The sequence below is a fragment of the Pseudomonas sp. AC355 genome (genome assembly GCF_979258205.1).
This window is the reverse complement of sequence record NZ_OZ409843.1, coordinates 2,378,052-2,392,521: the sequence shown is the minus strand read 5'-3', so window position 1 is coordinate 2,392,521 and position 14,470 is coordinate 2,378,052. Positions and strand designations below refer to the sequence as shown.

General features: G+C 61.0%; 14 protein-coding genes. 11 read left to right on the top strand and 3 right to left on the bottom strand.

The window, feature by feature from the left end; all coding sequences use genetic code 11:
• The first annotated feature begins 72 nt into the window (after positions 1-72).
• The 5 genes from prfB (at position 73) to ACZ0AI_RS11250 (ending at position 5,170) form a co-directional block, all read left to right on the top strand.
• A protein-coding gene (gene prfB, locus ACZ0AI_RS11270; RefSeq protein ID WP_463565817.1) for a peptide chain release factor 2 occupies positions 73-1,168 on the top strand; the annotation gives its coding sequence in 2 pieces (ribosomal slippage) (positions 73-144 and positions 146-1,168; 1,095 coding nt in all).
• 60 nt (positions 1,169-1,228) lie between these two features.
• Positions 1,229-2,731, top strand: coding sequence for a lysine--tRNA ligase (lysS, locus tag ACZ0AI_RS11265; protein WP_463565816.1), 1,503 nt, complete (start codon positions 1,229-1,231; stop codon positions 2,729-2,731).
• A gap of 154 nt (positions 2,732-2,885) precedes the next feature.
• Positions 2,886-3,437, top strand: coding sequence for a hypothetical protein (locus ACZ0AI_RS11260; RefSeq protein WP_042551820.1), 552 nt, complete (start codon positions 2,886-2,888; stop codon positions 3,435-3,437).
• A gap of 40 nt (positions 3,438-3,477) precedes the next feature.
• Positions 3,478-4,773, top strand: coding sequence for a flavohemoglobin expression-modulating QEGLA motif protein (locus ACZ0AI_RS11255; RefSeq protein WP_463565815.1), 1,296 nt, complete (start codon positions 3,478-3,480; stop codon positions 4,771-4,773).
• A gap of 97 nt (positions 4,774-4,870) precedes the next feature.
• Entirely contained in the window at positions 4,871-5,170 is a 300-nt protein-coding gene (locus tag ACZ0AI_RS11250; protein WP_463565814.1) for a hypothetical protein, read from the top strand.
• 100 nt (positions 5,171-5,270) lie between these two features.
• On the opposite strand, the gene ACZ0AI_RS11245 is transcribed toward ACZ0AI_RS11250, so the two are convergent.
• The 3 genes from ACZ0AI_RS11245 to ACZ0AI_RS11235 all read right to left on the bottom strand — a co-directional run bounded on the left by ACZ0AI_RS11245 (position 5,271) and on the right by ACZ0AI_RS11235 (position 7,130).
• The gene (locus ACZ0AI_RS11245) at positions 5,271-6,056 is read right to left on the bottom strand and encodes an OmpA family protein (RefSeq protein ID WP_463565813.1); all 786 of its coding nucleotides are present in this window, start codon (positions 6,054-6,056) and stop codon (positions 5,271-5,273) included.
• Between the two features lie 43 nt (positions 6,057-6,099).
• The gene (locus ACZ0AI_RS11240; protein ID WP_463565812.1) at positions 6,100-6,534 is read right to left on the bottom strand and encodes a DUF4398 domain-containing protein; all 435 of its coding nucleotides are present in this window, start codon (positions 6,532-6,534) and stop codon (positions 6,100-6,102) included.
• A gap of 251 nt (positions 6,535-6,785) precedes the next feature.
• On the bottom strand, positions 6,786-7,130 hold the full coding sequence (locus ACZ0AI_RS11235) for a pilin assembly protein (RefSeq protein ID WP_463565811.1): 345 nt from the start codon (positions 7,128-7,130) through the stop codon (positions 6,786-6,788).
• Positions 7,131-7,328: 198 nt separating this feature from the next.
• Here ACZ0AI_RS11235 and ppc point away from each other — a divergent pair, with 198 nt between their 5' ends.
• The 6 genes from ppc (at position 7,329) to ACZ0AI_RS11205 (ending at position 14,319) form a co-directional block, all read left to right on the top strand.
• On the top strand, positions 7,329-9,965 hold the full coding sequence (gene ppc / locus ACZ0AI_RS11230) for a phosphoenolpyruvate carboxylase (RefSeq protein WP_463565810.1): 2,637 nt from the start codon (positions 7,329-7,331) through the stop codon (positions 9,963-9,965).
• Between the two features lie 343 nt (positions 9,966-10,308).
• Complete coding sequence (gene adk, locus ACZ0AI_RS11225; RefSeq protein ID WP_225839105.1) at positions 10,309-10,956, top strand: adenylate kinase; 648 nt, start codon at positions 10,309-10,311, stop codon at positions 10,954-10,956.
• A gap of 297 nt (positions 10,957-11,253) precedes the next feature.
• Positions 11,254-12,039, top strand: coding sequence for a 5'-nucleotidase, lipoprotein e(P4) family (locus tag ACZ0AI_RS11220; RefSeq protein ID WP_463565809.1), 786 nt, complete (start codon positions 11,254-11,256; stop codon positions 12,037-12,039).
• Positions 12,040-12,232: 193 nt separating this feature from the next.
• Positions 12,233-12,925, top strand: a complete 693-nt coding sequence (gene tsaB / locus ACZ0AI_RS11215) for a tRNA (adenosine(37)-N6)-threonylcarbamoyltransferase complex dimerization subunit type 1 TsaB (protein WP_463565808.1) — start codon at positions 12,233-12,235, stop codon at positions 12,923-12,925.
• Between the two features lie 117 nt (positions 12,926-13,042).
• Complete coding sequence (locus ACZ0AI_RS11210) at positions 13,043-13,384, top strand: hypothetical protein (RefSeq protein WP_463565807.1); 342 nt, start codon at positions 13,043-13,045, stop codon at positions 13,382-13,384.
• Positions 13,385-13,455: 71 nt separating this feature from the next.
• On the top strand, positions 13,456-14,319 hold the full coding sequence (locus ACZ0AI_RS11205; protein WP_463565806.1) for a DUF72 domain-containing protein: 864 nt from the start codon (positions 13,456-13,458) through the stop codon (positions 14,317-14,319).
• Positions 14,320-14,470: the final 151 nt, after the last annotated feature.

Genomic DNA, 14,470 nt, shown 5'->3' with positions numbered 1-14,470 from the left:
TGCTGCCAGGGAACAGCGAGTCGGGTATACTCGTCGGCTTTTCCGAAGTTTTACCTGCGAGTGCCGACAGCCATGGAAATCAACCCGATCCTGAACAGCATCAAGGACCTGTCCGAGCGCACCCAGACTATTCGGGGGTATCTTTGACTACGATCACAAGCATGATCGTCTCGTCGAAGTAAACCGCGAACTCGAAGACCCGAACGTCTGGAACAAGCCGGAATACGCCCAGAGCCTGGGCCGTGAGCGTGCCACGCTGGCGCTGATCGTCGAGACCATCGACGACCTGACCGGCAGCCTGGCCGATTCCCGCGACCTGCTCGACATGGCCGTCGAAGAAGACGATCAGGGCGCGGCCGACGATGTCGCCAGCGAGATTGAGCGCCTGCGCGGCATACTCGAAAAGCTGGAATTCCGCCGCATGTTCAGCCACGAGATGGATCCCAACAACGCCTATCTGGATATCCAGGCTGGCTCCGGTGGTACCGAGGCGCAGGATTGGGCCAATATCCTGCTGCGCATGTACCTGCGTTGGGCTGACAAGCGCGGCTTCAGTGCCGAGATCGTCGAGCTGTCCGAAGGTGAAGTCGCCGGCATCAAGGGCGCCACCGTGCACATCAAGGGTGAGTACGCCTTTGGCTGGCTGCGCACCGAAATCGGCGTGCACCGCCTGGTACGCAAAAGCCCGTTCGACTCTGGCGCCCGTCGCCATACTTCGTTCTCGGCGGTGTTCGTGTCGCCCGAGATCGACGACAAGGTCGAGATCGACATCAACCCGTCCGATCTGCGCATCGATACCTACCGCTCCTCTGGTGCGGGTGGTCAGCACGTCAACACCACAGACTCGGCGGTACGTATCACCCACGTGCCGACCAATACCGTGGTGGCGTGTCAGAACGAACGTTCCCAGCACGCCAACAAGGACACCGCCATGAAAATGCTGCGGGCCCGGTTGTACGAGCAGGAAATGCAGAAGCGCAACGCGGCTTCCCAGGCGCTGGAAGACACCAAGTCCGATATCGGCTGGGGTCATCAGATCCGCTCCTACGTGCTCGATGACTCGCGCATCAAGGACCTGCGTACTGGCGTCGAACGTAGCGACTGCCAGAAGGTTCTCGATGGCGACCTCGACCAGTACCTCGAAGCCAGCTTGAAACAAGGCCTGTAATACCTTTTGGTTCCGCCCCAGTGGGGGCGGCGACTATCCCGTGATGGAATCCCGACGAACATGAGCGACCAACAACCCGACCAGCAGCAACTGCAACAGGAAGAGAACAAGCTGATTGCCCAGCGCAAGGAAAAGCTTGCTGCCATCCGTGAGCAGGGCAACGCCTTCCCCAACGACTTTCGTCGCGACAACCTCTGCGCCGACCTGCAGAAACAGTACGTCGACAAGACCAAGGAAGAGCTCGAAGCCGCTGCCATTCCGGTCAAGGTTGCCGGTCGCATCATGCTCAACCGTGGCTCCTTCATGGTCATCCAGGACATGAGCGGGCGCATCCAGGTCTACGTCAACCGCAAGACCCTGCCTGAAGAAACCCTGGCAGCGGTCAAATCGTGGGACATGGGCGACATCATCGCCGCTGTCGGCACCCTGGCCCGCAGCGGCAAGGGCGACCTGTACGTCGAGATGACCGACGTGCGTCTGCTGACCAAGTCGCTGCGTCCGCTGCCGGACAAGCACCACGGCCTGACCGACACCGAGCAGCGCTATCGCCAGCGCTACGTTGACCTGATCGTCAACGAGGAAGTGCGCGAAACCTTCCGCGTGCGTTCCCAGGTGATCGCCCACATCCGCCGTTTCCTCGCCGAGCGCAACTTCCTCGAAGTGGAAACGCCGATGCTGCAGACCATTCCCGGCGGCGCCGCGGCCAAGCCTTTCGAAACCCACCACAATGCGCTGGACATGGGCATGTTCCTGCGTATCGCGCCGGAGCTGTACCTCAAGCGGCTTGTTGTTGGCGGGTTTGAGAAAGTCTTCGAGATCAACCGTAACTTCCGTAACGAAGGCGTTTCGACCCGGCATAACCCCGAGTTCACCATGCTCGAGTTCTACCAGGCCTATGCCGATTACGAAGACAACATGGACCTGACCGAGGAACTGTTCCGCGAGCTGGCCCAGAGCGTGCTGGGCACCACCGACGTGCCGTACGGCGACAAGGTGTTCCACTTCGGTGAGCCTTTCGTGCGCCTGTCGGTATTCGACTCGATCCTCAAGTACAACCCGGACATCACCGCCGCCGATCTGCAGGATCTGGACAAGGCGCGCGAGATCGCCAAGAAAGCCGGCGCCAAGGTGCTCGGTTTCGAGGGACTGGGCAAACTGCAGGTGATGATTTTCGAAGAGCTGGTCGAGCACAAGCTTGAGCAGCCGCACTTCATTACCCGTTATCCGTTCGAAGTGTCGCCACTGGCCCGTCGCAGCGACGATGATCCTAGCGTGACCGATCGCTTTGAGCTGTTCATCGGTGGCCGCGAGATCGCCAACGCCTATTCCGAGTTGAACGACGCGCAAGATCAGGCCGAGCGCTTCCAGCAGCAGGTGGCCGACAAGGACGCCGGTGATGACGAGGCCATGCATTTCGACGCCGACTTCGTTCGCGCCCTCGAATACGGCATGCCGCCCACTGCCGGTGAGGGCATCGGCATTGACCGCCTGGTGATGTTGCTGACGGACTCACCGTCGATTCGCGACGTCATCCTGTTCCCGCACATGCGTCCGGAACTCTAAGGGTTTACCAGAGCCGCCTTCGGGCGGCTTTTTATTACCTGTGATTCAGCGCCTATCCTGTTGATGGACAACTGGTTTGGATGCTTGACGTGCTGCGTCGAGGGAATGGACTATCAGCGCGTGGCGATCCCTCGATCGTTTCAAGGAGAGCATGATGAAAGCCTGGCGCGCACTGGTGGTGCTGTCGTTTCTATTGTTGAGCGGTTGCCTGGTGACCTTCAAGGAGCCGATCCCGGCTAACGAAGCAGCGCCAATTCCGCTGCTTGGCACCTGGTCGCGCACCGACGAGTGGGGCGAGCTGCGCTTTCTGGACATCAGCCGTTCGGGCTCCAATCTGTACAAGGCCGATGCCTATACCGACAGCATCGACAACGTCGCCAGCCTGCAGAGCTACAGCTTTACCGTCGCCCACCATGGCCGGCGCTGGTACCTGTCGGCGGGTGTGCCCAAGCGCATGGGCGCGAATTTCGCCATCGGCGGTTTCGAGCTGACCCACAATAATGAACTGGTGCTGTTCAACCTCGACGTTGAACGCATTCTCCAGGCCATCGACAACGGTGAGCTGAAGGGCAGCACCGTGGAGATGCCGCAGGGCGATGGCGTTCTGGTCTCCAGTGGCCTGGAACAGGTGTTCGCCTACCTCAATGATCCGGCTAACTCCGATGTGTTTGTCGAGGTGGCGCGCTATCAGCGAACCGGGCCATGAGAGCCGGTTCGGCAATTCCAGCAACGCAAAGAGGATTCTCATGAACAGCCACACAGGGCTCGACGGTTACCAACTGGTCGTGCGCGCGCTGTCCGATCGTATCGTCGAGGCGCAGACGCCGATCCGTGTACTCGATGCGGTGAAATGGGACGACTCCATTCGGCAGACCTTTCTCAAGCACAAGGGCAAGGAGCTACCGGCGATCGATCGTAGCTACTACGACAGCCGGCCGCTGGCCTTTGACCCGGCCGCGAAGAAGCTGGAGCTGCAGAACATCGAGCGCGACATCACCCGTCAGCTCGGCCAGTTCAACCCGGTGGGGCAGATCATGCGGCGCATGTGCCGCGAGTACCGCATGGTCATCCGCATGCTGGAGGCTCGTGGTACCTCGGATTTCGGGCTGATTTCCCAGGAGCTGTACGGCGCGGCGTCCGACGCCTTCCATGCCGGTGACCCGACCCTGGCCGATCTGGGGCTGATGTTTTCCGGTTACCTGAACAACATCGACAGCCGTGGCGACCTCAAGGACGAACCCAAGACGCTGAACGCCAAGGATGCCGTCGCACTGCTGCAGAACCGACTGAACCTGGTGTTCGGGGAGAGCGACAGCACCATTCGCGTGTTCGAGTCCGACGGCATTCTTGCCGATGCGGCCGCCGGTGCCGATTACATCAAGATCCGTAGCGACGCCATGTTCAACGAGCGCGACGTCAAAGCGCTGGAAGTACACGAAGGCCTGGTGCACGTGGCCACCACGCTCAATGGCCAGAACCAGCCGATCTGCACCTTCCTGGCCAAGGGGCCGCCCTCGTCGACGGTCACCCAGGAAGGCCTGGCCATCCTCATGGAAGTGATCGCCTTCGCCTCCTATCCCAGCCGTCTGCGCAAGCTCACCAACCGTACTCGTGCCATTCATATGGCCGAGCAGGGTGCGGACTTTTTGCAGGTCTGTGATTTTTACCGGGAGCAGGGCTTCAGCCTGGAAGACAGCTACAGCAACGCCAGTCGCGCCTTCCGAGGCTCCGCCCCGAACGGTCTGCCCTTCACCAAGGATCTGTCTTATCTGAAGGGTTTCATCATGGTCTACAACTACATCCAGCTCGCGGTGCGCAAAGGCAAGCTGGAACAGATCCCTTTATTGTTCTGTGGCAAGACCACGCTCGAAGATATGCGTACGCTACGCCAACTGGTCGATGAGGGGCTGGTGAGCCCACCCAAATACCTGCCGCAGCAGTTCCGTGACCTCAACTCGCTGTCGGCCTGGATGTGCTTCTCCAACTTCCTCAACCACCTGAGCCTGGATCGGATCGAAGCCGACTACGCCAATATTCTCTGATTGCATGCCAGAGGGGGATTGGCGGCGTTTCGCTTCGCCGATCCCCACTTCAATGCTCCCTGTCATCCTCTGTCAGGGTGTTTTTCGAGATGTGTGCATGAGCGAGCGCAACTCCATTCCCCTGATTCTCACCGCCATCGGCAGCATCGCTGCTACGGTCATGGTGCTTGGCTACTACGGCTACCTGCACTTCGCCAAACCGGAGGATGCCTTGCTGTTGTCCGAGTTCACCATGCTCAAGACCGTTCCCGGCGAGGACTACAAGGTGAGTCTGAAACCGGCCGATCAGGTTGCCCAATGCATTGACGGCGTATTGGTGCTGTTCGATCTTCAGCAGAAGGGGCTCAGCGGCGTGCTGGTGGATGACCGCAAACGGGCCGTGCGCTGTAACGAGTGAGGAGCCGAGAAACAACAAACCCCGCAAAAGCGGGGTTTGTTGGGTAGAAAATCTGCGTTCCTCGAGAGGAGCGCAGAGAGTCCTAGGCAGGCCGGGGCCTTTAGTTGCTCATCGACGAACGTGGAGCAACCGGCTTGTTGTCGTTGGAAATGGTGACTTCCACACGACGGTTCATCGCACGACCGGCAGAGTCGGCGTTGCTGGCGACCGGGTATTCCTTACCATAGCCTTGGGCGACGATGCGCTCAGGGCCTACGCCCTGACGTACCAGTGCAGTACGTACGGAATTTGCGCGGCGCTCCGACAGGGTCTGGTTGTAGCTAGCTGCACCAGTGCTGTCGGTGTAGCCTTCGACGATTACCTTGCGATCAGGGTTTTCCTGCAGGAACTGGGCGAGCTTGGTGATGTTGTGCATGCCACCTGGCTTCAACTCGGAGCGATCCAAGTCGAACAGCACGTCACCAAAGGTGACCAGTGTGCCGCGCTCGGTCTGCTTGGCGTTGAGGCTGTTCTGCAGTTGCTTGATCTGCGCGTCACGGGCTTCCAGGCGAGCCTGAGCACGTTGGGCGCCAGTTTGTTCCAGACTCGCCTCGGTGGTGCGCAGGGCAATGGTCTGACGCGCGACTTCGATGCGTTGGTTGGCCAGGTAGGAGAGCTGGTCGACTTTCTTCTCGTCTTCCTTCTCACGGTAAGCGCGCTCGGCTTTCTCCAGCGCTTCACCGGCATCCTTGGTTTCCAGTGCTGCAACCTTCACCGCTTGCGGGTCAGTTTGCAGGGTGGAGTAGCCGCTACGTGCCTGTTCCAGGTTCACGTTAGGTTGAGAGGAGCAGGCAGCCAAGCCAACGCTCAGAGCCAGCAGGGCGGGAATCATCACTTGTTTACGCATGGTCGTTCATCCTTTATTCAATTGGCGAAGTCTGACGAGGCCGTTACTGGCCCTGGGTCGGAGCCGGCTGAGCACTGCGCATACCTTCCTGACGCAGTTCCTCGATGCCTTGTTGGGCATCTTTCAGCGCTTTGTCGGCCTTGGCCGCTTGGGTTTTACGAACGGCTACGCGTGCATCCCACTCGGCTTGTTCAGCCAGGCGCTTGGCTTCTTCGTAGTTCTTCTCGATGACTTCGAGCTCAGCCTGCTTCAGCTTGTCCTGAGCCGACTTGGTTTCCACCGCGGCGAATTCGGTACCGCCGGAGCTTACGGCTTCGTTGACGGCCGACTTGGTCACAGCCAGTTGCTCGCTGGGCGGATTGCCCGCGCAACCGACAAGCAGCAAGCTGCTGCCGATAGCCAGTGCCGCAACCTTCCAGCCGGCTAGTTGAGTACGAGCGTTTGGGGCAGTTTTAGTGGTCATGGTGTGCAACTCCATTGGTAAATTCCTGGCAAACAGTCGGTTCCCACAATGGTCACCTGCCGTTCGGGCAACTCAGGAGCGATAGCAGCTGAGTAAGTTTTTCCCCGGCGACCAGCGGTCATCACGGCATAACCCTGTGAGTTGGCTTAGACAGGAAACGTTCAGCAAAAAAGTTCGTGTTGCCAGGATCGCGTCGCCAGAAAAATGTCGGATGCCTCGTCATTCGGCGCTTTCCGGTGTCCAGAGCGCAAGATCCTGGCAGGCTCTTAATGACCTGTTTCCTCTTCGTTGGCGTTCATCTCATGCAGGTAATGGCGCGCCAATTCGAGAAAACGCGGCGTTGGGCCTACGTCTTCATAGACGGGGTTGCCTTCCTCGTCGGTGGCCACTACATGAGTGCCCTGTACGTATGGCAGGCTCGCCTCGAGGTCTTCCAGAGCGGCCCCCAGCAGCTCGGCCAGCAGCTCTTCCGGGCGTCGTTTGGGATACATGTTGCCGAGCGCGGCCAGACGCGCAGCTGACTCCACATCCAGGTGCACCTGGTAAGGCGTACTGACCAGGCGGCCGGTAGCGTTCTGTTCCCATTGCTGGACGAGTTCGCGGATCTTCATAGGTACCTCGGGGTGGGGCGGGTTCTCTGTTACAGACCTGAGCCCTTGGGCTCCGTTCCGATTGCTCGTGCTTGCAGGTGCGCTGTCTGAACTGGGCAAGGCCAAGAGGTGCTTTACTGCTTTGGTCGTAGGGCTGCTTGTCAGGTGCTCCCAGGCTGGGCACTCTGAACGTTCACGCAGTGGCGCAGGGACACCGGTATGACGCAAATCGACGCACGTCTACGCGAGGACGTTCACCAGCTTGGTGAGCTGCTTGGCACTACCATCCGTGAGCAGTATGGCGATGCCTTCCTCGACAAGATCGAGCGCATCCGTAAAGGGGCCAAGGCGGCGCGCCAAGGTTCGGCGGATGGCGCCCGGCAACTCGGCGATACCCTGGATGGGCTGAACGACGACGAACTGCTGCCAGTGGCTCGCGCATTCAACCAGTTCCTCAACCTGGCCAATATCGCTGAGCAATACCACCGGGTACGTCGGCGGGAGGTGGACGAGGCACAGCCCTTCGAGAACCGCATATTCGATGAGCTGCTGCAGCGCCTGCGTGCAGCGGGCCATGACCGCGAAGCATTGGCGCGCCAGGTGGGACGGCTGGATATCGAACTGGTGCTCACCGCTCACCCTACCGAGGTCGCGCGGCGTACCCTGATCCAGAAATATGACGCCATTGCCGCGCAACTGGCTGAGCAGGATCATCGTGATCTCTCCGCCGACGAGCGCGAAGCGATTTCCACCCGCCTGCAGCGGCTGATCGCCGAGGCTTGGCACACCGAGGAAATTCGCCGTGTGCGGCCGACACCGGTGGACGAGGCCAAGTGGGGATTTGCGGTCATTGAAAACTCGCTGTGGTACGCCCTTCCGACTGTGCTGCGCAAGGCCGACCAAGCGCTGCAGCGGGAAACCGGGTTGCGCTTGCCGTTGGAGGCGGCGCCGATCCGCTTCGCCTCTTGGATGGGCGGGGATCGTGACGGCAACCCCAACGTGACGGCCAAGGTGACCCGCGAAGTGTTGTTGCTGGCGCGCTGGATGGCTGCGGATCTGTACCTGCGCGACATCGACAGCCTGGCCGCCGAACTGTCCATGCAGCAGGCCAGCGATGAGTTGCGCGCGCGCGCTGGCGATAGCGCCGAGCCGTACCGCGCACTGCTCAAGCAGGTTCGCGAGCGCTTGCGTGCAACGCGTGGTTGGGCCCATGAGTCGCTCGCTGGGCCGGTCAGCCCACCCGCCGCTGTATTACATGACAACCGCGAGCTTTATGAGCCGCTGCACCTTTGCTACCGCTCACTGCACGAGTGCGGCATGGGCGTTATCGCAGATGGGCCATTGCTCGACTTCCTGCGCCGGGTCAGTACCTTTGGCTTGTTCCTGGTACGCCTGGACGTGCGCCAGGACGCGACGCGCCACGCTGCTGCGCTCGGTGAAATCACCGATTACCTGGGTCTGGGGCATTACCAGGAGTGGGATGAAGCGCAACGCCTGGACTTTCTGCAGGCTGAGTTGGCCAGCCGTCGGCCGCTGCTGCCCACTGATTTCCGCCCTGCTGGCGAGACCGCCGAAGTGCTGGCGACCTGCCGGGAGGTGGCAGCCGCGCCTGCCGCATCCCTCGGCTCCTACGTCATCTCCATGGCCGGTGCCGCGTCCGATGTGCTCGCGGTGCAACTGCTCCTCAAGGAAGCCGGGTTGCGCCGGCCAATGCGTGTGGTGCCGCTGTTCGAGACCCTGGCGGATCTGGACAACGCCGCAATCGCCATCGAGCAGTTGCTCGGCTTGCCAGGTTATCGCGCTAATCTTCATGGCCCGCAGGAAGTGATGATTGGCTACTCTGATTCCGCCAAGGATGCTGGCACCACGGCCGCCGCCTGGGCGCAGTACCGCGCCCAGGAGAGTCTGGTGGATATCTGCCGCCAGCATCAGGTCGAGTTGCTGCTGTTCCATGGCCGCGGTGGCACCGTGGGGCGCGGCGGTGGCCCTGCCCACGAGGCGATCCTGTCGCAGCCGCCGGGTTCGGTGAACGGGCGTTTCCGCACCACTGAGCAGGGCGAGATGATTCGCTTCAAATTCGGCATGCCGGACATCGCTGAGCAGAACCTCAATCTCTATCTCGCTGCGGTGCTGGAGGCGACCCTCCTGCCGCCACCCGCTCCAGAGCCGGCCTGGCGCGCGCAGATGGATCGCCTTTCTGCCGATGGTGTGGCTGCCTACCGCAGCGTGGTGCGCGAGCATCCGCAGTTCGTCGAGTACTTTCGCCAGGCGACGCCGGAGCAGGAACTTGGCCGTCTGCCGCTGGGCAGCCGACCGGCCAAGCGGCGTGAGGGGGGAGTGGAAAGTCTGCGGGCGATTCCATGGATTTTCGCCTGGACGCAGACGCGCTTGATGTTGCCCGCGTGGCTGGGCTGGGAAGCCGCCTTGAGCGGCTCGCTGGAGCGTGGTGAAGGTGAGGTATTGCGAGATATGCGCGAGCACTGGCCATTTTTCCGTACGCGTATCGACATGTTGGAAATGGTCTTGGCCAAGGCTGACGAGTCTATCGCCAGGCTTTATGACGAACGTCTGGTTGATGCTGAATTGCATCCGTTGGGCGTGCATTTGCGCGACCTATTGTCGCAGGCGGGCGAGGTGGTTCTGGGTTTGACTGGGCAATCGCAGTTGCTTGCGCACAGCCCCGAAACCTTAGAGTTCATCACCGTGCGTAACGCTTACCTGGATCCGTTGCATCTGCTACAGGCTGAATTGCTGGCACGCTCTCGACAGCGTGAGCAGGAGGCGGGGAGCGCTCTGGAGCAGGCGTTGCTGGTCAGCGTAGCCGGTATCGCAGCGGGCTTACGCAATACAGGCTAAGGGTCTCGGGTGCGACACGGGCGTATTATTGCGATATGCAAAATATGCCGTTAATGGCAGCAAAAAGTCGTATAAGAGCGGCTCTTTGTTCAGATCGTGTCGGTTTGGACTTTGGTTGTATGGCGGCGAACCGAAAATATGCTGCAAGCTGCGTGATGTCGCCTGGAAATGAGGCCTTGGTCGCATTTGCCTGCGTCTTTCAGTGGCTTGTGCGGCTCAGGGGCGCTGTGTATCTTGGTCGACCTTCTGGCAGTACGGCCTCTGGCTGGCCTGCCGAAATTGTTCGAGATTGGCCCCACGAGGCGAGTCCACCATCACTACCAAGAACTTGAGGAGCACATCGATGCGCGTGATTCTGTTGGGGGCGCCCGGTGCCGGCAAAGGTACTCAGGCTGGTTTCATTACCAAGAAATTCTCGATTCCACAGATTTCCACCGGTGACATGCTGCGTGCAGCGGTCAAGGCCGGTACCGAACTGGGGCTGGCCGCGAAGAGCGTGATGGATGCTGGCGGTTTGGTTTCCGATGAGCTGATCATCAATCTGGTCAAGGAGCGTATCGCTCAGCCGGATTGTGCCAATGGCTTCCTGTTCGACGGCTTCCCGCGCACCATTCCTCAGGCTCAGGCCCTCAAGGATGCAGGCGTGCAGATCGACTTCGTGGTTGAAATCGCCGTTGATGACGAAGAAATCGTCGGGCGCATTGCCGGCCGCCGGGTACACCCGAACTCCGGGCGCGTATACCACACCGAGCACAATCCACCGAAAGTCGCCGGCAAAGACGACGAAACCGGTGAGGATCTGATCCAGCGCGATGACGACAAGGAAGCCACCGTGCGTCATCGCCTGTCGGTCTACCACTCGCAGACCAAGCCGCTGGTGGATTTCTACCAGAAACTTTCGGCCGCCGAAGGCACGCCGAAGTACAGTGCCATCGCTGGTGTCGGCTCGGTCGAGCAGATCACCTCCAAGGTACTGGCGGCGCTCAGCTAAGCCATGTTTACCTGACATCAACGGCCCGCTTGCGGGCCGTTGTCGTTTTTGGGCATGTCGATGGCTGTACGGGGTAGGCCAAGGTCGTTCCTGAACCGTGAATGGAGCGACGCCCTATCTAGTATCGAGCGGGTCAGGCCTTTCCAGCATCGAGCTGCCACTTTCGGCATGCATCACTATTCCAGGGTAAGCAGCCTATGGCGGCTACGGCCCCGAGCTGCTCTCCTGGTTTCATCGACCGTCACTTACAGTTGAGGAAGGCGGCTTTACATCAACCACCCCATCAGAGTGAATTTCATGACCAAGAACAGAAGATTTGCCTGCTTGCCCATCGCCATCGTGGCATCGGCGCTGAGCGCATCCGTCGCATTGGCCGACGGCGCCCCGGAAAAAAAGGGCGAGTGCTCAGTTGACCAGTTCACCATGGCGCTGCGGTATCAGCAGCAATCAGCGGAAGTTCGGGCCTTGCAGATGCAGGCTTACAACATCGCCACCGAGAAACTGGACGCCGCGGTGGCAGCGGCAGAAGATCCTTCGAAACTGGCCATCGTCTCCGATGTGGACGAAACCATCATCGACAACTCCGCGCTGCTGGCGCGCGATCTTGCCAATTGCCATACCTACGACGGCTGGGACACCTGGCTGCCCTGGGAGCGCGATGGCAATCCGGTGCTGATTCCGGGCGCCAAGAAGTTCCTCGAGCATGCCGACAAGCTGGGCGTGGCCATCCGCTATGTATCGGATCGTTCGCAAGAGCAGAAGGAATACACCCTGACGGCGCTGAAGAAACTTGATCTGCCGCAGGTCAGCGCAGAAAGCGTGCTGCTACTCGGGCCGCCCAAGGTCGAACGCCGTGCGCTGGTCGCCAAGGACTACCGCATCGTGATGCTGCTCGGCGACACCCTGCATGATTTCGATGCACGTTTCCGCAAGACGCCGGTGTCGGAGCAGCGCGCGACCGCCGAAGCCGAGTCTGCAAAATGGGGCACCGAGTGGATCGTGTTCCCCAACTCCGGCTATGGCACCTGGTCGAAAGAGCCCCTGAAGGGCTGGGACGCCAAGCCCGTCATCGAGAAATGGTAAGCGAGCCGGCCCGCCTGCTGGTGGGCTGACCCAAAGACCCGCCGGTGCCTGTCAGGGGCATCGGCGCGGGCGGTACAGCGCTCCGCCGCACCGCCTCACGGGATCTATAACCCGCCGCTTGACCCGCTGTGCTGGAAAAAAACGCCTCAAACCGTTTTAATGCCCGCCCGCTCAGCCACCTCTACAGATCACCATGACCACTCTGCTGGCCCTCGATACCGCCACCGAAGCCTGTTCCGTCGCCCTGCTGCACGATGGTCGAGTGACGAGCCACTACGAGGTGATCCCGCGCATGCATGCGCAGCGGCTGTTGCCGATGATCAAGGCGCTACTGGGCGAGCAGGGCGTAGCACTGTCCGCGCTAGACGGCATTGCCTTCGGTCGTGGCCCCGGCGCCTTTACCGGCGTGCGCATTGCCATTGGCGTGGTACAGGGGCTGGCGTTCGCGTTGGATCGCCCGGTGCTGCCGGTGTCCAACCTGGCGGTGCTGGCACAGCGCTCGCTGCGTGAACACGGTGCCACCCAGGTCGCAGCGGCCATCGATGCGCGTATGGATGAGGTGTACTGGGGCTGTTACCGCGCTGAGCAAGGCGAGATGCGTCTGGTTGGTCATGAGGCCGTGCTGGCTCCCGAGCAGGCACTGCTGCCGACCGACGCCGCTGGCGATTGGTTCGGTGCCGGCACTGGCTGGGGCACCTTCGCACCGCGTATCGCCGCGCAGGTCGCTGCCAGTGACGACGGCATGCTGCCCCACGCCGAAGACCTGCTGAGCCTGGCGCGTTTCGCCTGGGCGCGGGGTGAGGCGGTGGTCGCCGATCAGGCGCAGCCGATCTACTTGCGTGACAAGGTGGCTACGCCCAAGATGCCGCCACCGGCTGGATTTTGAATTTGCCGACGGACGAGCCGTCCTTTTGTCGTCAACTTCCCGCCATGCATTGCCAAGGTCGTGTGGTGCAGCTAAATTGCCAGCACTTCCGCACGCCTTTCTGCCGAGCCTTCATTGATGCGTATCGACGGTAACATCGCGCCCTACTCACCGGATCGTGGCCCTCGCTCAGGGACTGCGGTTACGCCCTATCGTGAGGCGAACCGGGAAGAGGAAGTAAAGCGCGAACAACCGGCATCGACCGCGGCTACTCAGGGCTTCGAACAGACCCCGCAGATCCGTCGTGTGCAGCAGACCAACGCCAGCACCGACAACTTCCCGATGCGCTCGCTGGATGTCACTTACCAGCCAGCCATGAGCAATCGCGCAGCCCAGGCCATCGCCAGCTACAGCAGCACCGAAGCCTACGTGCGCGACATGGACGCACAGCAGGTGCTTGGGCTCGACCTGTACGCCTGATCGACTTCCGGTATGCCTCTATCGCTGTACACAGGGCACAATAGCGGCCTTTGAGTCCTCAGCGATTTGCGATGCTTCCCTATTTCCTTGGTTGCCCCTCCTGGAACGAGACCGCCTGGCGCGGCAGTTTCTACCCAGCTGATCTCAATCTGGCTGACAGCCTCGAGCACTACTGCCGCGTCTTCAATGCGGTGGAGGGCAATACCACGTTCTATGCCCGCCCTGATCAGGACAAGCTGGCTCGCTGGGTGCGGCGCATGCCCGAGCAGTTTCGCTTTTGCGCCAAGGTGCATAAGGACATCAGCCACGAAGGGGATCTGCGCGATCAGCTCGACAGCACCCAGGCGTTTCTCGACCTGCTGGCGCCGTTGGGGGAACGAGTGGCGCCGTTGTGGCTGCAGCTTCCGGCGATGTTCGGGCCTTCACGGTTGAGCGAACTGGCGGTGTGGTTGGATGAGTTCGCCCAGCGCCGACTGGCCGTCGAGGTACGCCACCCAGCGTTCTTCGACAAGGGCGATGAAGAGCGCGCGCTCAATCGCCTGCTGCACGAGCGTGGTGTCGAGCGCATCTGCCTGGATTCCCGTGCGCTGTTCAGTTGTCGTTCCAGCGATCCGGCGGTGTTGCACGCGCAATCAAAGAAGCCGCGTCTGCCGATTCGCCCGGCGGCGTTCAGCGACAGCCCGCAAGTACGTTTTATCGGTGGGCCAGATCTCGACGCCAATCAGCCCTTTCTCGAGCCTTGGCTGGACAAGGTCGCGGCCTGGATCGAGCAGGGCCTGACGCCCTACGTATTCCTGCACACCCCGGACAACCACCTGGCCGCCGCCCAGGCGCTGCGCTTTCATCAGGCGTTGAGCGAACGCCTGCCGGGCTTGCCGCCGTTGCCCCCATACACCGACAACGAGCCCCGCGCCGAGCAGCTCGGCCTGCTCTAAACGGCTAGGTAATCAGGCAGCGGCGTGGCGAAAGCGGCCGGTGAGCAGAGCTTTTGTGGGAGAGGCTTTAGCCTCGATTTTGCCTAGCTAGGCGTAAAGAGCTCGCGGCTAAAGCCCCTCCCACGAGATCGCGACCGTCCGCTTCTGCCTT